This is a genomic window from Zoogloea sp. (genome assembly GCF_041904905.1).
GTDB lineage: Bacteria > Pseudomonadota > Gammaproteobacteria > Burkholderiales > Rhodocyclaceae > Zoogloea.
Window position 1 is genome coordinate 61158 of record NZ_JAYRMI010000011.1, and the last position, 18920, is coordinate 80077.

Genomic DNA, 18920 nt, shown 5'->3' on the forward strand with positions numbered 1-18920 from the left:
CACGGGTTGTCGCGATCAGAGCCGGCGGATCTTGTCGAGCAGGGCCGTGGTGGAGCGTTGATGCTCGAAGGGGATGGAGTGCACGCTGCCGCCCCGGGCGAGGGTCTCGGGGGCGCCCACGATGCGCTCCACCGGCCAGTCGCCGCCCTTGACCAGCACGTCGGGCTGGCAGTCGAGGATGCGGGCGATGGGGGTGTCCTCGTCGAACCAGGTGACCAGATCGACGCAGCCGAGGGCCGCCATCACCGCCAGGCGGTCTTCGAGGGGGTTGATCGGGCGGTCGTCGCCCTTGCCCTGGCGGCGCACCGAGGCGTCGCTGTTGAGGGCGACCACCATCGCGGCGCCCAGGGCGCGGGCCTGCCCCAGATAGGTGACGTGGCCCCGGTGCAGGATGTCGAAGCAGCCGTTGGTGAACACCAGCGGCCGTGGCAGGCGGGCCACCCGGGCGGCAAGCCGGTCGGGCGGGCAGAGCTTGGATTCGAAGTCGGGGGCGGGGTACATGACGGGGTGTGAGGAGTGGAGTGGGGGGATTTTCCCACTTCCCACGCCCTATTTCCTGTTTCCCGCAGCTCAGTGCCGGCCGCCGTAGCCAGCGAGGCCGATCATCAGCCGCACCAGGCCATAGGCGAGCCAGTTGACCAGCCGTTGCAGGCGCGGGCCGCGTTGCCAGTCGGCGGCGGAGATCTCGTGGCTGCCGTCCCGCATCACCCGCTCGAGGCGGCGGTGGAGATCGCCGGCGAAGCGGCTGTCGCGCACCACCACGTTGGCTTCGCGGGCCAGCAGCAAGCTGAAGGGGTCGATGTTGGACGAGCCGACGGTGGCCCAGCGTCCATCCATCACCGCCACCTTGGCGTGGAGGTGGCTGCGGTGGTATTCGAAGATCCGCACGCCGCCGGCCAGCAGTTGCCCGTACATCGCCCGGGTGGCGCGTTGCTGGAGCGGGTGGTCGGTCCAGCCCTGGGTGATGAGGGTGACGCTCACCCCGCGCCGGGCGGCGGCCAGCAGCGCCTGGCGGAAGCGGCGGCCGGGCAGGAAGTAGGCGTTGGCGAGGACCACGTCGCGGCGCGCGGCGGCCAGCGCCAGCAGGTAGGCGTCCTCGATGTCGTGGCGGTGGCGGATGTTGTCGCGGATCAGGAAGCCGGCTTCCACGTCGCCGCAGGGCAGCGGGCAGGCGGGCGGGCTGCCGGTGAGGCGTAGGCGGCGGCGGAACGAGGCCCAGGCGACCAGCTCCCACACATGGGCGACGGTGCGGTGGATGGGCCCCAGCAGCGGGCCCTGGATGCGCACCGAGAAATCCTGGCGCGGGGTGGCGAGGTCGGGGTCGTCGTGGTTGTAGTCGCTGATGATGTTGATGCCGCCGACGAAGGCGATGTGGCCGTCGATCACCGCCAGCTTGCGGTGCAGCCGACGCAGGCGGTGGCGCTGGAGCGAGAGGGCGGCCATCTCGCGGCGGTAGATCAGCACGTTCACGCCGGCGGCGACCAGGTCGTCCATCAGCGCGGCGACGAACTCGCGCCCGCCGAAGCCATCCACCAGCAGGCGCACGGCCACCCCGCGGGCGGCGGCCCGGCTCAGGGCGGCGGCGATGCGGTGGCCGGTCTCGTCGTCGGCGAAGATGTAGGTCTCGAGGAAGACCTCGCGCCCGGCGCCGTCGATGGCGGCTTCGAGGGCGGGGAAGAACTCTGCCCCGTTCTCCAGCAGCGTGAGGGCGTTGCCGGGCAGCCAGTCGACGTTCATTGCGGCCGCAGCTGGGCGGTCAGCGCCGCGTGGTCGGAGATGCGGCTCCAGGGCGGGCCGTAGTGGACTTCGGCCTTATCCACCGCAAAGCCGCGCACGTAGATGCGGTCCAGGCGCAGCACCGGCAGGGTGCTGGGAAAGCTGCGCGCCGGCCGGCCGCGGATCGACACGAAGGCTTCGGTGACGCCGAGCTGGTCGGTGAGGCAGTCGTCGGCGTGGTTGCGCCAGTCGTTGAAGTCGCCGGCGATGATGATCGGCGCGCCGTCGGGGGCAAGGGCGTCGAGGCGCTCGACCAGCGCCGCCATCTGGCGCCGCCGGCTGCCGGCGGTGAGGCCCAGATGCACGCACACGCAGTGCACGGGGCTGACCACGCCATCGACCTGGATCTCGCAGTGGAGCAGGCCGCGGCTCTCGAAGCGGTGGTCGGAGACGTCCTGGTTGGCCTGGGAGAGGATGGGGTGGCGGCTCAGGATGGCGTTGCCGTGGTGGCCGTGGTCATAGATGGCGTTGCCGCCGTAGGCTGTTTGGTGCCACATGTCGCGGGCGAGGAATTCGTGCTGGGGCTGGCCGGGCCAGTTGGGGTGACGCTGGGCGTGGCGCAGGTGCATGCCCTGGACTTCCTGCAGGAAGACGACGTCGGCCCCCAGCAGGCGCAGACGATCCCGCAGGTCGTGGATGGCGAGGCGCCGGTTGAACTGGGAAAAACCCTTGTGGATGTTGTAGGTGCAGATGCGCAGGGTGCTCATCGAATCTCCCGTTTTTCTTCATTCTGCGCGTTCGGGGCGGCTTTGGCACGCCCGGCGCACCCGTGAAAACGGCGCCCGCAGGCGCCGTCTTGAGGGCTGGGGCCGGGCACGCGTCAGGAGACGGCGAGCATGCGCTCCAGGGCCACCTTGGCCAGCGCGGCCTCGTGTTCGGGCACGGTGATCCGGTTGACCACGTTGCCGTCGGCGAGGTTCTCGAGGGTCCAGGCCAGGTGCTGCGGGTCGATGCGCTGCATGGTCGAGCACATGCACACGGTGGGCGCCATGAACTGGACGATCTTGCCCTCGTGCTTCACCTCTTCGGCGAGGCGGTTGACGAGGTTGAGTTCGGTGCCCACCAGCCAGCGGGTGCCGGGGGCGGATTCCTTGACGACCTTGATGATGTACTCGGTGGAGCCGACGAAATCCGACTGGCGGCACACCTCCAGCGCGCTCTCGGGGTGGGAGATGACCTTGCCCTCGGGGTACTGGTTGCGGAACTTGAGGATGTGCGCCGGCTGGAACATCTGGTGCACCGAGCAGTGGCCCTTCCACAGCAGGATCTTGGCCTTCCCGATCTGCTCGGGCGTGAGGCCGCCGTATTCCAGGTCGGGATCCCACACCACCATCTCGTCGAGGGGGATACCCTTGTTGAAGCCTGTCCAGCGGCCCAGGTGCTGGTCGGGGAAGAACAGCACCTTCTCGCGCTGCCTGAAGGCCCAGTCGAGGATCACCGGGGCGTTGGTGGAGGTGCACACGATGCCGCCGTGCTCGCCGCAGAAGGCTTTGAGGTCGGCCGCGGAGTTGATGTAGGTGACCGGGGTGATCTGCGCGTCGGGGGTCTCGAGCACTTCGGTCAGCTCGCGCCAGCAGCGCTCGACCTTGGCCAGGTTGGCCATGTCGGCCATCGAGCAGCCGGCGGCCAGATCGGGCAGGATGGCCTGCTGGTGGGGCTTGGACATGATGTCCGCCACCTCGGCCATGAAGTGCACGCCGCAGAACACGATGAACTCGGCGTCGGTCTCGGCGGCCAGGCGCGACAGCTTGAGGGAGTCGCCGGTGAGGTCGGCGTACTGGTACACGTCGGCGCGCTGGTAGTGGTGGCACAGCAGCACGGCCTTGTCGCCCAGGCGGGCGCGGGCGGCGCGGATGCGTTCGTGGGCGTCGGCGTCGGCCAGGGCGTTGAAGCGGTCGAAACTGATGGGGACGGCTTGCATCTGGAAATCCTGTCGTTCAGCCCTGGGTCCAGGGCAGGTTGGCATGGCGCCAGCCACCGACCTTGTTGCGGTGTCCGTTGGCGTCCTTGTCGCCCTCGAAACCTTCGAGGATGTTGTAGGCGTTGGTGTAGCCCTCGCCGGTGGCCAGGGTGGCGGCGTTGTGGGAGCGCGCGCCGCTGCGGCACAGGAACATCACCAGCACCTCGGGATCGACCTGATGCCGGAGCTGCGCCAGAAAGTGGGGGTTGGGTTCGTTGCCCGGGTAGCGCATCCACTCGATCTCGACCGCGCCCGGCACGCGGCCCACCCAGTCCCATTCGGCGCGGGTGCGCACATCCACCAGCTTGGCGCCGGGCGCGAGCTGCAGCACCTCCCAGGCTTCCCGGGGGGTGAGGGCGCCGGCGTAGGCAAGATTCAGGCTCCGCGCGCGTTCCTGAGCGAGGGCGAGGGTTTCGCTTAATTTTCCCATGGCGGCTGTCCGGCTAGAATGGCGGACTGCGAGTATACCGCCGGCCCCCCGGCCTGCAAGTCATGTCTCACCAAGCCCCTTCCGCCGGTGGCGCCAGCGCCCCCCACGACGACTCCGGCCGCTCCCGCGAGGCCCAGCGCGCCACCTGGGTGAGCGTGGCGGTCAACGTCGTGCTCACCGTCTGCCAGATCGCCGTGGGGCTGTTCGCCCACGCCCAGAGTCTCGTCGCCGACGGCATGCACACCCTGTCCGATCTGCTCGGCGATTTCATGGTGATGTACGCCAGCCGCCACGGCGCCAATCCCGCCGACGAGCGTCACCCCTACGGCCACGGGCGCTACGAAACCGCCGCATCGATGGTGCTCGGGCTGGTGCTGGCCGGCGTCGGCGCCGGCTTTCTGCTGACGGCCGCGGCCCGGCTGCAGGATCTCGACGCCCTGCCCGAACTTCACCCGGCGGCGCTCTGGATGGCGCTCGTCACCCTCGCCGGCAAGGAGGGCCTGTTCCGCTACATGCTGGCGGTGGCCCAGCGCCTGCGCTCCCCGCTGCTGGTGGCCAACGCCTGGCACGCCCGGGCCGACGCGGCCTCGTCGCTGGTGGTGGCGGTGGGGATCGGTGGCAGCCTGGCCGGCTATCGCTTCCTCGAGCCGCTGGCCGCGGCGCTGGTGGGTTTCATGATTCTGCGGATGGGCGCGATGCTGGCCTACGAGGCGCTGCGCGAACTCATCGACACCGGGGTCGATCCCGCCGACGTGGCGAAGATCCGCGACACCCTGGGCGCCACCGCCGGCGTGCTGGACGTGCACGAGCTGCGCACCCGCCGCATGGCCCACCGGGTGCTGGTCGATGCCCACGTGCGGGTCGACCCGCGGATCAGCGTCTCCGAAGGCCACCGCATTGCCGAGATCGCCCGGGCGCGGGTGCGGGCCGGGCATCCCGAGGTGCTCGACGTGCTGGTGCACGTGGATAGCGAGGAGGATCTGGTCGACACCGGAGGGCGCAGCCTGCCCGGCCGGGCCGCGCTGGTGGCCGAGCTGGCCGGGATCCTGGGCGCCGACGTGCCCCAGGCGGCGCCGGCGGTGCTGCACTATCTTGGCAACCGGGTCGAGGCGGAGGTGTATCTGCCCTTCGAGTGGTGCGCCGACCGGGTGCGGCTGGAGGCGCTCCGGCACCGTGTCGAGCAGCAGGTGGCCGGCTCGTCCCACTGGCGGTGCATCGAACTGCTGGGGCGGTTTGCACCATGATGGTGCGTATCGACAGGCGCGGCACTGCTTTGGTGCAATGCATTTTGCGAGCCGCCGCTGCAGAACCTTGTGGCACAATGAACTGTTTTCGTTTGCGTGCTGGCATGTTTTCTGCTTGCTGGGTTCGCTGACTGAATTGTCGTTTCACTGAAAACCTTTTTCCACTGCGAAGCAGCTTCAACCCGTTAGGAGTGAGTTATATGACCCCGCAAGACGTCATGAAGATCGTCCAGGAAAACGAAGTCAAGTTTGTCGACTTCCGTTTTACCGACACCAAGGGTAAGGAACAGCACGTTGGCGTCCCGGTCAGCGCCTTCGACGAAGACAAGTTCGAAAGCGGCCACGCCTTCGACGGTTCCTCGATTGCCGGCTGGAAGGGTATCCAGGCCTCCGACATGCTGCTGATGCCGGACCCCAAGACCGCCTACATCGACCCGTTCTTCGACGAAACCACCCTGGTTCTGAGCTGTGACGTGATCGACCCGGCCGACGGCAAGGGCTACGACCGCGATCCGCGCTCCATCGCCAACCGCGCCGAGGCCTACCTGAAGTCCTCCGGCATCGGCGACACCGCCTACTTTGGCCCGGAACCCGAATTCTTCATCTTCGACTCCGTCGAGTGGAAGGTCGGCATGTCCGGCGCCTACCACAAGATCTTCTCCGAAGAAGGTGCCTGGTCGTCCGACCAGAAGTTCGAAGGTGGCAACACCGGCTACCGTCCCGCCGTGAAGGGTGGTTACTTCCCCGTCCCGCCGGTCGACTCCTTCAACGACATGCGTGCCGCCATGTGTCTGGCCCTCGAAGCCTGCGGCGTGCCGGTTGAAGTGCATCACCACGAAGTGGCGACTGCCGGTCAGAACGAAATCGGCACCAAGTTCGACACCCTGGTGCGTCGTGCCGACCAGACCCAGATCACCAAGTACATCGTCCAGAACGTCGCCCACCAGTACGGCAAGACCGCGACCTTCATGCCGAAGCCCATCGTTGGCGACAACGGTTCCGGCATGCACGTGCACCAGTCCATCTGGAAGGACGGCAAGAACCTGTTCGCTGGCAACGGCTACGCCGGCCTGTCCGAGACCGCCCTGTACTACATCGGCGGCATCATCAAGCACGCCCGCGCCCTGAACGCCATCACCAACCCGCTGACCAACTCCTACAAGCGTCTGGTTCCGCACTACGAAGCTCCGGTCAAGCTGGCCTACTCCGCCAAGAACCGTTCCGCTTCCATCCGGATCCCGTTCGTCAACAGCGAGAAGGCCCGCCGCATCGAGACCCGTTTCCCGGATCCGGGCGCGAACCCCTACCTGTGCTTCGCCGCGCTGATGATGGCCGGCCTCGACGGCATCCAGAACAAGATCCACCCGGGCGATCCCGCCGACAAGAACCTGTACGACCTGCCGCCGGAAGAAGACGCGCTCATCCCGACCGTCTGCTCCAGCCTCGAACAGGCTCTGGAAGCCCTCGACAAGGACCGCGAGTTCCTGACCCGTGGCGGTGTGTTCAGCAACGACTTCATCGACTCCTTCATCGCCCTCAAGCAAGAAGAAGTGAACCGTCTGCGCGTCGAAGTGCACCCGGTCGAGTTCGAGATGTATTACGCCATCTAACCTTTCGGGGTTGGAGGCCGGTCAGCGTGCTGGCCGGCCGTGCGTTACCTGGGGACGGGCTTTGGCCCGTCCCTTTGTCTTTGTGGCGGACGCCCTTTGAGTTCTCCCGCCCCGCCACTACACTTGTCGTGACCCGCTGTCCGGATCGACCACCATGAATCCACGAATCTCCCTGTTGCTGGCCTCTCTCCTGTGCTCGCCGCTGGCTGTGGCGGACATCTACAAGTGCGTCGATGAGGCCGGTCACGTCACTTACACCAACAACAAGCCCTCTGGCAAAGGCTGCAACACCCTGTCGCGGGATCAGGCCGTCTCGTCGGTGCCCGGCAGCGCACCGGTTGCGCGCCCCGCAGGCGTGCCTGCGCCCCAGAGTGGTGCATCGTCTGGCGGCGGGGGTTTCCCGCGGGTCGACTCCGGCACCCAGAAGGCGCGGGACACCGACCGCCGGCGCATCCTCGAGGAAGAACTCAGCACCGAGCAGAAGAGTCTTGAGGCTGCCCGCAAGGAACTCGAAGAGCAGGAATCGGTCCGCTACGGCAACGAGCGTAACTACCAGAAGGTTCTTGACCGCGTGCAGCCCTACAAGGACAAGGTCCAGCTCCACGAGCGCAACATCGAAGCCCTCCGGCGCGAGATCAGCAACTTGCGTTGACCGGGTTTCGGGGGCGTCCGCCGCTGCCGTCCCTGAAGTGGTCTGCTTCTTGCATAGGTGTTCTTATGCAAAACGACCAGCCCGAATCCACGATTTCCGCCTTCGCCGGCCTCGAACTGCTCTCATCGGCAGTCGTGCTGGTGGACGACCAGCTGGTCGTCCGATACCTCAACCCCGGTGCGGAAAACCTGTTTGCGGTGAGCAGCCGCAAGATCGTCGGTTACGCCCTGCACCGTCTGCTTGGCGACCCTGCCGGATTGGGCAGTGCGCTCAACAACGTGCTCCGGGACAACTGGAGCTACACCGGCCATAACCTCACCGTCGTCCGCCCTGGCCTGGAGCCGCTGCACCTGGATTGCACGGTCACGCCTGTCGAATGTGCGGAAGCCCGCCTGCTGCTCGAATTCCGCCCGATGGACGCGCACCTCAAGGTGGCGCGGGAAGAGCAGCTGGCCCACCAGCAGCAGGCCAACCGGGAGCTGATCCGCAACCTCGCCCACGAGATCAAGAACCCGCTGGGCGGGATCCGCGGTTCGGCGCAGCTGCTCGAGCGCGAGCTTGACGACCCCCAGCTGCGCGAATACACCCAGGTCATCATCGCCGAGGCGGACCGCCTGCAGGAGCTGATGAACCGCCTGCTCACCTCCCACCGGATGATGCAGCCCACCCAGCTCAACCTGCACGACGTGCTGGAGCGGGTGCGCCGCCTCACCCTGGCCGAATTTCCGGCCATCGAGGTGCGCCGCGACTACGACACCAGCCTGCCCTACATCACCGGCGACCGGGAGCAGCTCATCCAGGCCATCCTCAACATCGTGCGCAACGCGGCCCAGGCGCTGCGCGGCGTTGGCGAGATCGTGCTGCGTACCCGGGCCGCCCGGCAGATCACCTTGTCGAAGCGCCGGTTCAAGCTGGCACTGCAATTGCAGATCATCGACAACGGCCCCGGCATCCCCGACAAGATCCGCGACAAGATCTTCTACCCGCTGGTCTCCGGCCGCGAGAACGGCAGCGGCCTCGGCCTGTCGCTGGCCCAGAGCTTCATCGAACAGCACCAGGGCGCCATCGATGTCGATTCGCGCCCGGGCCGAACCTGTTTCACGGTGTACCTGCCGATTGCCCGGGAAGGGGACAGCTGATGCAAAATCGTGCAGCGCACCGTCTTGGTGCGTCGCTCCCGGCCTGTGCCGGCCTGGCCCTCGATCGAACCTTTTGCCTGTTTCACTTTTGTGCGTGTGATTGACATGAATTCTGTCTGGATTGTTGACGACGACCGCTCCATCCGCTGGGTGCTCGAAAAGGCCCTGGCCCGGGAGGAGATCCCGTACAAGAGTTTCGGGACGGCGGCCGAAGTGCTGTCGGCGCTCGACAGCGCCACCCAGCCGCCCCAGGTGCTGGTGTCCGACATCCGGATGCCCGGCGAATCGGGGCTGGCCCTGCTCTCCAAGGTGAAGGCGCGCTTCCCTCAGATGCCGGTCATCATCATGACCGCCTACTCGGATCTCGAAAGCGCCGTCGCGGCCTTCCAGGGCGGCGCCTTCGAATACCTGCCCAAGCCCTTCGATGTGGATCAGGCGGTCGAGTTGGTGCGTCGGGCCATCGACGAGAGCGCCCACCAGGCCGGCGCCGTCGAGGCGCTCAGTTCGGTACCCGAGATACTGGGGCAGGCCCCGGCGATGCAGGAAGTCTTCCGCGCCATCGGCCGGCTTGCCCAATCCCACGCCACGGTGCTCATCAACGGCGAGTCGGGCACCGGCAAGGAGCTGGTGGCCCGTGCGCTGCACCGCCACAGCCCGCGCAAGGACGCCCCCTTCATCGCCATCAACACCGCCGCGATCCCCCGCGACCTGCTCGAATCCGAACTCTTCGGCCACGAGCGTGGCGCCTTCACCGGCGCTCAGACCATGCGCCGCGGCCGCTTCGAGCAGGCCGAAGGCGGCACCCTGTTCCTCGACGAAATCGGCGACATGCCCGCCGAGCTGCAGACCCGCCTGCTGCGGGTGCTGTCCGACGGCAACTTCTACCGGGTCGGCGGCCATCAGCCGATCAAGGCCAACGTCCGGGTGATCGCCGCCACCCACCAGAACATGGAAGAGCGGGTGCGTCAGGGGCTGTTCCGCGAGGATCTGTTCCACCGCCTCAACGTGATTCGCCTGCGCCTGCCGCCCCTGCGCGAGCGCCGCGAGGACATCCCCGCCCTCGCCAAGCACTTCATCTCGCTGTCGGCCCAGGAGCTGGGCGTCGAGGCCAAGCGCCTCTCCGACGCCACCCTCAAGTACTTGCAGAGCCTCGATTTCCCCGGCAACGTGCGCCAGCTTGAAAACCTCTGCCACTGGCTCACCGTGATGGCGCCGGGCCAGACGGTCGAGGTGGCCGACCTGCCGCCCGAGCTGAAGGACCAGCCCACCCGCGAGCACCCGGCCAACTGGGGCGACGCCCTGATGGCCGAGGCCGACCGCGCCATCGCCCAGCACCCGGGCGAAGTCTTCGACATGCTCTCGCGGGATTTCGAGCGCATCCTCATCCGCCGCGCCCTGTCCGCCACCGGCGGGCGGCGCATCGAGGCCGCCCAGCTGCTGGGCATCGGGCGCAACACCATCACCCGCAAGATCCAGGAGCTGGGACTAGAAGAACCCGACCACGCCTGAAAGGGGCGATAAACCTACTGCGCCGGCCGATCCCGCAACTGCGATGCTCGCCGTACGCCTGTACGGCTGCGCTTCTCGTCGCAACCTCGGCCGGCTCGCTACGGTTTCTCGCCCCTTTCGCTTGGGAGCTTGTCTGGCGCTTGAAGCCGCGGGCTCCCCAATTTCTGCCCCTGTCCGCCATAATTACCGATTCGTTTCAACGATCAGGTAATTCTTCTTGAGCCATTCCGATTTCGAAGCCCTCGATGCGGGGGCGGTCGCGGCGGCCTTGGGCGAGCTGGCCGGACAGTTCTCGCTCACGGCGATGCCGGAGTGCGACTCCACCAACAGCCGGCTGATCGACGCACCGGCGGACGACGACGGGCGGATCGCCGTGCTGGCGGCCGACCGGCAGACCGCGGGGCGCGGCCGGCGCGGCCGCAGCTGGCTGTCCTGGCCGGGGGCCGGCCTCACCTTCTCGCTGCGCTGGCGCTTCACGCCCGCGCCCCACATGCCGGCCGGCCTCTCGCTGGTCGTCGGCCTCGCGGTGGCGCGCACCCTCGAAGAGCTGGGCGTCGAGGGTGTGCAGCTCAAGTGGCCCAACGACGTGCTCATCCACGGCAAGAAACTCGCCGGCATCCTCGTCGAGCTGTCGTCCCGTGGGCGCCAGCCGTCGGCGGTGATCGGCATCGGCCTCAACCTGCGCCTGCCGCCCGACGCCCAGGTGGAATCCGCCATCGGCGTCACCGATCTGGCCGCCTGCCTCGCTTCGCCGCCCGGGCCCAACCGCCTCCTTGGGCTGCTCCTGGCGCAGCTCCACCACTTCCTCGAGCTTTACGCCGCCGCCGGCTTCCCGGCCCTGCGCGGGGCCTGGGAGCAGCGCAACGCCTTTGCCGACCTGCCGGTGCGCATCCTCGGCGAAGCCCACGAACTCGCCGGCACCTGCGCCGGGGTCGACGACGACGGCGCCCTCCTGCTGGCCACGCCGGACGGCGTGCGCCGGGTGCTCTCCGGCGAAGTTTCCCTGAGGCTGGCCTGATGGATCTGCTGCTCGATGTGGGCAACACCCGCCTCAAGTGGGGGCTGCACGACGGAGACCGCTGGCACGGCCAGGGGGCGGTGCTGCTCTCCGCGCTGGATGGCTTTGCCGACGTGCTCGCCGACCTGGGGCCGGTCCGGCGCATGCTGGGCGCCAACGTGGCGGGCGCCACGGTGGGCGGCCGGCTCGGGGCCATGCTGGCCGCCCATGGCGTGGCGGCCGAGTGGATCCGGCCTCGCAGCGAAGGCTTCGGGGTGCGCAACGCCTACCTCGACCCCGCGCGCCTGGGGGCCGATCGCTGGGCCGCGCTGGTCGGCGCCCGGGCGCTCCACGGGCGGGCGGCGCTGGTGGTCACCTCCGGCACCGCCACCACCGCCGACGTGCTCGACGGCGCCGGCGTCTTCCAGGGCGGGGCGATCCTCCCCGGGCTCGATCTGATGCGCCTCTCGCTGGCCCGCGACACGGCCCAGCTGCCCTTTACCGACGGTCGCTTCGAGGCCACGCCACGGCGCACCGCCGACGCCATCGTCACCGGCTGCCTGCACGCCCAGCTTGGCGCCATCGAGCGCATGTTCCGGCTGGTGGCGGGCGAGGCCGACGCCGTGTGCCTGCTCAACGGGGGGGCGGCGGCCAGCCTCGCGCCGCATCTCGAATGCCCGCTGCGGGTCGTCGAGAACCTCGTGCTCGAAGGCTTGTCGCATATGCGTCAATAATTGTCACGGCGCGCCTTGCCACGCCTGCAGGGCATTCGGTGCCTTTTCCCGTCGACTGTGATGGGTTAGTCTTGCGGTCATGGCCACTTTACGTGTAACGGTACTGATTCTCGTCCTCGCCAACCTGCTGGCGCTGGCCGTCTGGAAAGGCGGGCTGGGCGCCGGTGCGTCCACCGGCGAGCCCGAGCGTCTGAGCAATCAGCTCAACCCCGAACGGCTCCGCCTGGTGGTGGACGCCGCGCCGGCGTCGCCCCCGCCGGTGGCGGTCGCACCCAAGGCCGCGCTGCCCATCGCCCCCGCCGAAGCGCCGGCCGAAGCGGCCCCTGCGCCCGAGCCCGTTCCCGCCAGGCCCGCCGCCCCCGAGCACACCGCGCCGCCGGCCTGCGTCGCCTTCGGCAGCCTCAGCGCCGACCAGGCTGCCGAACTCACCGCGCGGGTCGCCAAGACCGGATCGGGCTTCAAGCTGTCCGAGACTCGCGGTGCCGGCGCAAGCTCCTGGTGGGTGCACATCCCCAGCCAGGGCAGCAAGGAAGGCGCCGATCGCAAGGTGGCCGAGCTGCGCCGCCTGGGCGTGGAAGACCTCTTCATCGTGCAGGACGCCGGCCCCAATCAGTTCGCGATCTCCCTCGGGCTGTTCAGGAACGAGCCCGCCGCCGGCCGGCACCTCGCCCTCCTGCGGGAGAAAGGCGTGCGCAGCGCCCAGATCGCCACCCGCGGCGGCAGCGGCGTGAAGGTGGAGGTGCGCGGCCCCTCCGACAGCCTCGCCACCCTCGCCAGCGACCTGTCCGACAAACTGCATGGCGCCAGCCGGCTCGAATGCGCCCCATGAGCGCCGCGCCGGGTTCGCCCTACGTCGTCGGGCTCACGGGAGGCATCGGCAGCGGCAAGAGCGCCGCGGCAGCGGTCTTCCATGAACTCGGCGCCGCCATCGTCGACACCGACCTCATCGCCCACCGCCTGACCGCCCCCGGCGGCGCCGCCATGGCGGCCATCGAGGCGGCCTTCGGTGCCGGCGTGGTGGCCGACGACGGCGCCCTCAACCGCCCGGCGATGCGCGCCCTGGCCTTTGAAGACTCCGCCGCCCGCAAGCGCCTCGAGGCCATCCTGCACCCCATGATCCGCGACGAGAGCGAGCGCCAGTGCCGCGCCGCCACCGCGCCCTACGCGATCCTCGCGGTGCCCCTGCTGATCGAGTCCGGCGCCTACCGCGAGCGCGTGGCCCGCCTGTGCGTCGTCGACTGCCCCGAAGACGTGCAGGTGGCGCGGGTGATGGCCCGCAGCGGGCTCGACGCCCGTCAGGTGCGGGCCATCATGGCCGCCCAGGCGTCCCGCGCCACCCGCCTCGCCGCGGCCGACGACGTGGTGGATAACGCCGGCTCCCTCGAGGCCCTGCGCACCCAGGTGGCGCGGCTGCACCGCGACTACCTGGCCCGCGCCGCCAAGGGGCCTGTGTTATGATTCGCGCGGGTCTGACCGTCAATTTTCCACTCCCTATCCAGGCGCGCGCGTGATTACTTACGAATATCCCCTCAACGAGAGGATCCGCACGCTGTTGAGGCTGGAAGACCTTTTCGAGAAGGTCATGCATTTCGTTCGGGCGGAGGGTTCCCTCGAACACCACGTCGCCCTCGTCACCCTGTTCGAGATCCTCGAAGTCGCCAGCCGCGCCGATCTGAAGGTCGATCTGGTGCAGGAACTCGAACGCCAGCGCCAGATCCTCCTGTCCTTCCGCAACAACCCCCAGATTTCCGAAGAGGCCCTCTCCGGCGCCCTCTACGAGATCGAGCAGGCCTCCGCCTCGCTCCTCGCCATGGCCGGCAAGACCGGCCAGTATCTGCGCGAGAACGAATGGCTGATGAACATCCGCAGCCGCGCGGCGATTCCCGGCGGTGCCTGCGAATTCGATCTCCCGTCCTATCACCACTGGCTCAACCGCGAAGCCGAGCTGCGCCGCCGCGACCTGATGGCCTGGGTCCAGCCCCTGCTGCCGATCCGCGACGGGCTCGCCATCGTGCTGCGCCTCCTGCGCGCCAGCGGCCGGCCCGAATCCCAGGTGGCCCACCGTGGCGCCTTCCAGCAGACCATGGGCGGGCGCACGGTGCAGATGATCCGCATCCGCCTGAACGGCAGCGCCATGTGCGTGCCGGAGACCAGCGCCAACAAGTACGCCCTCAACATCCGCCTGATGCACGCCGAAACCGTCACCCGCCCCGGGCAGGTGGAGATCGACGTGCCCTTCGAGCTGACTTTCTGCAATCTGTGATGACGACCCCTGGCAAGCCCCGCGTGGTCAAGTGCCCGACCTGCGGCACCGCCGTCGAGTGGGTGCCCGAGAACAAGTGGCGGCCGTTCTGCTCGGATCGCTGCCGCCTGATCGACCTGGGTGCCTGGGCGACCGATCAATACCGGGTGGCGGGCGAGACGCCCCTCGACAACGACGCCGATCCCCTCAACCGGCCGCACTGAGCGGCCGGTTTTTCGTTCACCCCCAGATCGCCCGGATGCCGGCGATGCCGTGGGCGCCGGCGGCCTTGGCTTCCGTCACGTCGTCCGCCGCCAGCCCGCCCAGCGCGAACACCGGCAGGGGCAGGCGCTCCACGAGCTTGCCGAACGCCTCCCAGCCCAGCCCGGGCTGGCCGGGGTGGCTTTCGGTTGGCTTGACCGCGCCCAGCAGCGCGTAATCCAGGCCGAGGGCGGCGGCCTTTTCCAGTTCGGCGCGGTCGTGGCAGGACGCGCCGACCCATTCAAGATCGGGCCGTGCGTCGATCTCCGCGAGCCGCCGGGCGGGCAGGTGCAGGCCGTCGGCGCCCACCGTGCGGGCGAGGTCGGCGTCGTCATTGACCACGACCCGCGCGCCGGCGGCGTGGCAGCGTTCGACCGCCGCGCGGGCGAAGGCGTCGCGTTCATCCGCAGGCAGCGCCGACTCGCGGATCTGCACCAGCCGCAGCCCGCCGGCCAGGGCCGCGTCGAGCCGCGCCAGCTGGGCGTCGATGCCGATCTCGGCGGCGTGGGTGATGCCCATCGTGCGGGGCAGGCGCAGGGCCTTGAGGATCGGGCCGTTGGCGGGGAGCATCGGGCCCACGTCCATCGCGTCGGCGCGCTGCCAGGCCAGCGCCGCGTGTACCTTGTCGTCGATCTCGCCGTGCCAGGCGGGCACCTCGAAGAAGTGCAGGCTCACGTGGGCGTGCTCGTACTCGTGCTCGCGGACGATCCACGGCCAGGCCACGTCCACCTTCATGCCCAGCTCTTCGTCCAGCTCGCGGACGAGGGCGTCGCGGGGCGTCTCGCCGGGCTCCACCTTGCCGCCGGGGAATTCCCAGTAGCCGGGGTAGAAGGTGTCCGGCGCGCGCTGGCCGAGGAGGAAGCTGCCGTCCGGGCGGGCGATGACCGCCGCCGCCACGTGGACGATCTTGCGTTGGGGCTGGCTCATGATTCAAACCGTCCGGCGTAGTCGCGGGCGAACTGCCAGGCCACCCGGCCGCTGCGGGAGCCGCGCAGCAGCGCCCACTGCAGCGCGTCGCCGCGGGCGGCGGGGATCGCGTCGGCCGGCACGCCGAACTCGCCCAGCCAGTGATTGACCACCGCGAGGTACTCGTCCTGGCTGAAGGGGTAGAAGGAGATCCACAGCCCGAAGCGCTCCGAGAGGGAGATCTTCTCCTCCACCGCTTCGGCCGGATGCACCTCGCCGTCCAGGTGCTTGGTGGCGGCGTTCTCCGAGAAGTACTCGGGCATCAGGTGGCGGCGGTTGGAGGTGGCGTAGATCAGCACGTTGTCGGGCACCGCCGCCAGCGAGCCGTCGAGCACGCTCTTGAGGGCCTTGTAGGCGGGCTCGCCGTCCTCGAAGGAGAGGTCGTCGGTGAACAGGATGAAGCGCTCCGGGCGGTCCTGCACCAGCTCGACGATGTCGGGCAGGTCGATCAGGTCGTCCTTGTCCACCTCGATGAGGCGCAGCCCGGCGCCGGCGAATTCGTTGAGCAGCGCCTTCACCAGCGACGACTTGCCGGTGCCCCGGGCGCCGGTGAGCAGCACGTTGTTGGCGCGCTTGCCGGCCAGGAACTGGCGGGTGTTGGCGACGATGCGTTCCTTCTTCTCCTCGATGTCCTGCAGGTCGTCGAGGCGGATCCGGTGGGGGCGGGGCACCGGCACCAGGGCCTTGGCCTTGTTGCGGTTGCGCCAGCGGAAGGCGGTGGCGGCGCTCCAGTCGGGGGGCGCGGCGTCGGCCGGCAGGAAGCGTTCGAGGCGTTCGAGCAGACGCTCGGCGCGGGAGAGGAACTGGTTGAGATCAGTCATCGGGGGTGTCATCCGTGTCGTTCTTGGGCGGGCTTCTCAGGGCCAGGGCCACGATGGCCAGCAGCGCCGCGACAAGGCCGAGTTCGAGGCCGACGAGCCACATGGCGCATCCTTTGCGGGCCCGGCCCGACAGGCCGGTGGTTATACTCGGGCGGGTGAAGATTGCCAGCCGCGAGTGTACCCCATCCATGTTCCGCCCCCTCCGCCCCCTCCGAGCCATCCCCGCTTCGCCTGCCTTGTCCCGTCTTTCCGCCACCTGCGCCGCGCTGCTGCTGGCCGCCTGCGCCGGTGCGCCGCGTCCGGCGAGCGGCCCGTCCGCCCCGGTGGCGCAGCCCGCCGCGCCGGCGACGCCGCCGGCCGTTACGGTGCCTGCGCCCACCGGCGGCGCCTCGGCGCCCCAGCCCCTGGCCCGGCCGCTGCAGCCGGCGGCCTGGGCCGATCTGCCCGGCTGGAGCGGCGACGCCATCGACGAGGCCTGGCCGGCCTTCCTGGCCTCGTGCCGGGCCATCGGCCGGCAGGCGGTGTGGGCGCCGGTGTGCGAGGCGGCCCGCGGGCTGGGCGAGCGGCCGGGGGCGTCGGCGGTGCGCAGCTTCTTCGAGTCGCGCTTCACCCCGTGGCGGGTGAGCAACCCGGACGGCACGAAGGAGGGCCTCATCACCGGCTACTACGAGCCCCTCATCACCGGCAGCCGCCACAAGGGCGGCGCCTACGCCTGGCCGGTGCTGGGCGTGCCGGACGATCTGCTGTCCATCGACCTGGGCGAGGTGTTGCCCGACCTCAAGGGCCAGCGTCTGCGCGGCCGGCTGGTGGGCAGGAAGGTGGTGCCGTACTACTCCCGCGCCGAGCTGGCGCGGATGGCCGACAGGTTTGCGGCCAAGGCCATCCTCTACGCCGACGACGCGGTGGAGCTGTTCTTCCTGCAGGTGCAGGGCTCGGGCCGGGTGAAGCTGCCCGACGGCAACATCGTGCGCATCGCCTACGCCGACACCAACGGCCACCCCTATCAATCCATCGGCCGCTGGCTGGCCGACAAGGGCGAGCTGCGCCTGGAGCAGGCGTCGATGGACGGCATCAAGAGCTGGGCGCGGGCCAACCCCGGCCGGCTGCAGGAGATGCTCAACGCCAACCCCAGCTACGTGTTCTTCCGCGAGGTGCCCAACACCGCCGGCGGTCCGGTGGGCGCCCTGGGTCAGCCCCTCACCGACGGGCGCAGCCTGGCGGTGGACCCGCGCAGCATTCCGCTGGGGGCGCCGGTGTTCCTTGCCACCACCCAGCCCAACACCAGCCAGCCCCTGCGCCGCCTGATGCTGGCCCAGGACACCGGCACCGCCATCAAGGGCGGGGTGCGCGGCGACTTCTACTGGGGCTTCGGCGCCGAAGCCGGCGCCCAGGCCGGGCGGATGCGCCAGAAGGGCGAGATGTGGGTGCTCTACCCACGGGATCAGGTGCCGCGCTGAGGGGGGCGGTGCGGGCCCGGGGGGGACTGGTTCGGGTTTGAGGTGAACTGGTTCAGGTCCGGGGTGAACGAGTTCAAGTCCAAGGTGAACTAGTTCAGCTTGAAGGTGAACCGGTTCAGGTCAGAGCCGAACTTGTTCAGGTCCGGGGTGAACCAGTTCAAGTCCGAGGTGAACTGGTTCAGCTTGAAGGTGAACCGGTTCAGGTTTGAGCCGAACTTGTTCAGGTCCGGGGTGAACGAGTTCAAGTCCAAGGTGAACTAGTTCAGCTTGAAGGTGAACCGGTTCAGGTCTGAGCTGAACTAGTTCGGGTCCGGGGTGAACCAGTTCAAGTCCAAGGTGAACTAGTTCAGCTTGAAGGTGAACCGGTTCAGGTCTGAGCTGAACTTGTTCAGGTCCGGGGTGAACCAGTTCAAGTCCAAGGTGAACTGGTTCAAGTCCGAGGTGAACTGGTCCAGCTTGAAGGTGAGCGCGTTCGGGTTGGCGGTGAAACGCTTCGCCGCCGCCGTCGGGATGCGAGCGGATTGCCCGAACGGGGTACTTCGGGTGGCCGGTGGGTGGGGTTAGAACGTAGATTTGTAATAAGTTTTTCTTAAATTCATGGTTTGCGCGCACGGCCTGCCACGCTACCGTGCGAAGCTGGCGATCTACCCCAACGCCATCCATCCTGCATCCCGGAGACCATCGTGCCCCTGACCGAACTCGTCCATTACTTCAACAAACGCAACCGGCTCGTCCGTGGTGGCGAGGACGAGGGCTTCCGATTCGTCGACGGGCAGGTGCGCATGCATTTCGGCGGGCGGGGATCGTGTCCCGGTGCGTGGTGTAAGAAGCGTCAGCAGAAGCGGTCGGCGGGTCATCGTCTCCGGTTTGGCAGGAGAGCGAGTCAGGCTGCGAGTGCAGACAGGCTGACGTTGGGATTGTCGCCAACTTCGGCGAGCGTTTCCAGCGTCATGTAACGGCGCTGCAGAGCCCATTCGTCGTTCTGTTCAAGCAGCAAGGCGCCGACCAGGCGGTAGATGGCCGCCTCGTTGGGGAAGATGCCCACGACGTCGGTGCGCCGCTTGATCTCGCCGTTCAAGCGCTCGAGCGGGTTGGTGCTGTGGATCTTGGTGCGGTGCTCCT

General features: G+C 68.6%; 22 protein-coding genes. 12 read left to right on the forward strand and 10 right to left on the reverse strand.

The genetic code is table 11. The features are described 5' to 3' along the window. Nucleotides 1-15: 15 nt before the first annotated feature. The 5 genes from rfaE2 to ACE3N6_RS05285 form a co-directional block, all read right to left on the reverse strand. Entirely contained in the window at nt 16-501 is a 486-nt protein-coding gene (gene rfaE2, locus ACE3N6_RS05265; RefSeq protein WP_374244133.1) for a D-glycero-beta-D-manno-heptose 1-phosphate adenylyltransferase, read from the reverse strand. A gap of 69 nt (nt 502-570) precedes the next feature. Beyond that, nucleotides 571-1737, reverse strand: a complete 1167-nt coding sequence (clsB, locus tag ACE3N6_RS05270) for a cardiolipin synthase ClsB (protein ID WP_374244134.1) — start codon at nt 1735-1737, stop codon at nt 571-573. Then, nucleotides 1734-2483, reverse strand: coding sequence for an endonuclease/exonuclease/phosphatase family protein (locus ACE3N6_RS05275; protein ID WP_374244135.1), 750 nt, complete (start codon nt 2481-2483; stop codon nt 1734-1736). The genes clsB and ACE3N6_RS05275 overlap by 4 nt, the downstream gene beginning before the upstream one ends. Nucleotides 2484-2596: 113 nt before the next feature. After that, entirely contained in the window at nt 2597-3697 is a 1101-nt protein-coding gene (gene nadA / locus ACE3N6_RS05280) for a quinolinate synthase NadA (RefSeq protein WP_374244136.1), read from the reverse strand. Nucleotides 3698-3713: 16 nt separating this feature from the next. Next, entirely contained in the window at nt 3714-4166 is a 453-nt protein-coding gene (locus tag ACE3N6_RS05285) for a rhodanese-like domain-containing protein (RefSeq protein ID WP_374244137.1), read from the reverse strand. 62 nt (nt 4167-4228) lie between these two features. Between ACE3N6_RS05285 and ACE3N6_RS05290 the strand changes: the two genes are divergently transcribed. The 11 genes from ACE3N6_RS05290 (at nt 4229) to ACE3N6_RS05340 (ending at nt 14517) form a co-directional block, all read left to right on the forward strand. After that, nucleotides 4229-5410 carry a cation diffusion facilitator family transporter gene (locus ACE3N6_RS05290; protein WP_374244138.1) on the forward strand — a complete coding sequence of 394 codons (1182 nt, stop codon included), beginning with the start codon at nt 4229-4231 and terminating at the stop codon, nt 5408-5410. Between the two features lie 200 nt (nt 5411-5610). Further along, complete coding sequence (gene glnA / locus ACE3N6_RS05295) at nt 5611-7020, forward strand: type I glutamate--ammonia ligase (protein WP_374244139.1); 1410 nt, start codon at nt 5611-5613, stop codon at nt 7018-7020. A gap of 154 nt (nt 7021-7174) precedes the next feature. Continuing rightward, entirely contained in the window at nt 7175-7672 is a 498-nt protein-coding gene (locus ACE3N6_RS05300) for a DUF4124 domain-containing protein (RefSeq protein WP_374244140.1), read from the forward strand. A 65-nt stretch (nt 7673-7737) separates the two neighbouring features. Continuing rightward, complete coding sequence (gene glnL, locus ACE3N6_RS05305) at nt 7738-8811, forward strand: nitrogen regulation protein NR(II) (RefSeq protein WP_374244141.1); 1074 nt, start codon at nt 7738-7740, stop codon at nt 8809-8811. Nucleotides 8812-8916: 105 nt separating this feature from the next. Continuing rightward, complete coding sequence (gene ntrC / locus ACE3N6_RS05310; protein WP_374244142.1) at nt 8917-10320, forward strand: nitrogen regulation protein NR(I); 1404 nt, start codon at nt 8917-8919, stop codon at nt 10318-10320. Nucleotides 10321-10537: 217 nt separating this feature from the next. Further along, complete coding sequence (locus ACE3N6_RS05315) at nt 10538-11338, forward strand: biotin--[acetyl-CoA-carboxylase] ligase (RefSeq protein ID WP_374244143.1); 801 nt, start codon at nt 10538-10540, stop codon at nt 11336-11338. After that, a complete protein-coding gene (locus tag ACE3N6_RS05320) occupies nt 11338-12051 on the forward strand; it encodes a type III pantothenate kinase (RefSeq protein ID WP_374244144.1) in 714 nt (237 codons plus the stop codon). The genes ACE3N6_RS05315 and ACE3N6_RS05320 overlap by 1 nt, the downstream gene beginning before the upstream one ends. A gap of 79 nt (nt 12052-12130) precedes the next feature. Next, a complete protein-coding gene (locus ACE3N6_RS05325; RefSeq protein WP_374244145.1) occupies nt 12131-12880 on the forward strand; it encodes an SPOR domain-containing protein in 750 nt (249 codons plus the stop codon). Further along, on the forward strand, nt 12877-13509 hold the full coding sequence (coaE, locus tag ACE3N6_RS05330; protein ID WP_374244146.1) for a dephospho-CoA kinase: 633 nt from the start codon (nt 12877-12879) through the stop codon (nt 13507-13509). Before ACE3N6_RS05325 ends, coaE begins: the two co-directional genes overlap by 4 nt. A gap of 49 nt (nt 13510-13558) precedes the next feature. Next, nucleotides 13559-14314, forward strand: a complete 756-nt coding sequence (gene zapD, locus ACE3N6_RS05335) for a cell division protein ZapD (RefSeq protein WP_374244147.1) — start codon at nt 13559-13561, stop codon at nt 14312-14314. Next, on the forward strand, nt 14314-14517 hold the full coding sequence (locus ACE3N6_RS05340; protein ID WP_374244148.1) for a DNA gyrase inhibitor YacG: 204 nt from the start codon (nt 14314-14316) through the stop codon (nt 14515-14517). Before zapD ends, ACE3N6_RS05340 begins: the two co-directional genes overlap by 1 nt. A 16-nt stretch (nt 14518-14533) precedes the next feature. Here the strand turns inward: ACE3N6_RS05340 and ACE3N6_RS05345 are convergent, their stop codons facing one another. Genes ACE3N6_RS05345 through ACE3N6_RS05355 form a run of 3 tightly spaced genes read right to left on the reverse strand, consistent with a single transcriptional unit; the run spans nt 14534 to nt 16531 of the window. Then, nucleotides 14534-15481 carry a Nudix family hydrolase gene (locus tag ACE3N6_RS05345; protein ID WP_374244149.1) on the reverse strand — a complete coding sequence of 316 codons (948 nt, stop codon included), beginning with the start codon at nt 15479-15481 and terminating at the stop codon, nt 14534-14536. Continuing rightward, nucleotides 15478-16341 (reverse strand): ATP-binding protein, encoded by an 864-nt coding sequence (locus ACE3N6_RS05350; RefSeq protein ID WP_374244150.1) that lies wholly within the window; start codon nt 16339-16341, stop codon nt 15478-15480. The genes ACE3N6_RS05345 and ACE3N6_RS05350 overlap by 4 nt, the downstream gene beginning before the upstream one ends. Further along, the gene (locus tag ACE3N6_RS05355) at nt 16334-16531 is read right to left on the reverse strand and encodes a hypothetical protein (protein ID WP_374244151.1); all 198 of its coding nucleotides are present in this window, start codon (nt 16529-16531) and stop codon (nt 16334-16336) included. The genes ACE3N6_RS05350 and ACE3N6_RS05355 overlap by 8 nt, the downstream gene beginning before the upstream one ends. A gap of 46 nt (nt 16532-16577) precedes the next feature. Here ACE3N6_RS05355 and ACE3N6_RS05360 point away from each other — a divergent pair, with 46 nt between their 5' ends. Beyond that, a complete protein-coding gene (locus tag ACE3N6_RS05360; RefSeq protein ID WP_374244152.1) occupies nt 16578-17798 on the forward strand; it encodes a murein transglycosylase A in 1221 nt (406 codons plus the stop codon). 89 nt (nt 17799-17887) lie between these two features. On the opposite strand, the gene ACE3N6_RS05365 is transcribed toward ACE3N6_RS05360, so the two are convergent. After that, entirely contained in the window at nt 17888-18043 is a 156-nt protein-coding gene (locus ACE3N6_RS05365) for a hypothetical protein (protein ID WP_374244153.1), read from the reverse strand. 638 nt (nt 18044-18681) lie between these two features. Next, a partial coding sequence (locus ACE3N6_RS05370) for a transposase (protein WP_374244154.1) occupies nt 18682-18920 on the reverse strand: 239 nt, incomplete at its 5' end.

Excerpts from the sequence above, each read along its gene's own strand:
- rfaE2 (WP_374244133.1), bottom strand. The coding sequence starts at position 501 with ATGTACCCCGCCCCCGACTTCGAATCCAAGCTCTGCCCGCCCGACCGG.
- clsB (WP_374244134.1), bottom strand. The coding sequence starts at position 1,737 with ATGAACGTCGACTGGCTGCCCGGCAACGCCCTCACGCTGCTGGAGAAC.
- ACE3N6_RS05275 (WP_374244135.1), bottom strand. The coding sequence starts at position 2,483 with ATGAGCACCCTGCGCATCTGCACCTACAACATCCACAAGGGTTTTTCC.
- nadA (WP_374244136.1), bottom strand. The coding sequence starts at position 3,697 with ATGCAAGCCGTCCCCATCAGTTTCGACCGCTTCAACGCCCTGGCCGAC.
- ACE3N6_RS05285 (WP_374244137.1), bottom strand. The coding sequence starts at position 4,166 with ATGGGAAAATTAAGCGAAACCCTCGCCCTCGCTCAGGAACGCGCGCGG.
- ACE3N6_RS05290 (WP_374244138.1), top strand. The coding sequence starts at position 4,229 with ATGTCTCACCAAGCCCCTTCCGCCGGTGGCGCCAGCGCCCCCCACGAC.
- glnA (WP_374244139.1), top strand. The coding sequence starts at position 5,611 with ATGACCCCGCAAGACGTCATGAAGATCGTCCAGGAAAACGAAGTCAAG.
- ACE3N6_RS05300 (WP_374244140.1), top strand. The coding sequence starts at position 7,175 with ATGAATCCACGAATCTCCCTGTTGCTGGCCTCTCTCCTGTGCTCGCCG.
- glnL (WP_374244141.1), top strand. The coding sequence starts at position 7,738 with ATGCAAAACGACCAGCCCGAATCCACGATTTCCGCCTTCGCCGGCCTC.
- ntrC (WP_374244142.1), top strand. The coding sequence starts at position 8,917 with ATGAATTCTGTCTGGATTGTTGACGACGACCGCTCCATCCGCTGGGTG.
- ACE3N6_RS05320 (WP_374244144.1), top strand. The coding sequence starts at position 11,338 with ATGGATCTGCTGCTCGATGTGGGCAACACCCGCCTCAAGTGGGGGCTG.
- ACE3N6_RS05325 (WP_374244145.1), top strand. The coding sequence starts at position 12,131 with ATGGCCACTTTACGTGTAACGGTACTGATTCTCGTCCTCGCCAACCTG.
- coaE (WP_374244146.1), top strand. The coding sequence starts at position 12,877 with ATGAGCGCCGCGCCGGGTTCGCCCTACGTCGTCGGGCTCACGGGAGGC.
- ACE3N6_RS05340 (WP_374244148.1), top strand. The coding sequence starts at position 14,314 with ATGACGACCCCTGGCAAGCCCCGCGTGGTCAAGTGCCCGACCTGCGGC.
- ACE3N6_RS05345 (WP_374244149.1), bottom strand. The coding sequence starts at position 15,481 with ATGAGCCAGCCCCAACGCAAGATCGTCCACGTGGCGGCGGCGGTCATC.
- ACE3N6_RS05350 (WP_374244150.1), bottom strand. The coding sequence starts at position 16,341 with ATGACTGATCTCAACCAGTTCCTCTCCCGCGCCGAGCGTCTGCTCGAA.
- ACE3N6_RS05355 (WP_374244151.1), bottom strand. The coding sequence starts at position 16,531 with ATGGATGGGGTACACTCGCGGCTGGCAATCTTCACCCGCCCGAGTATA.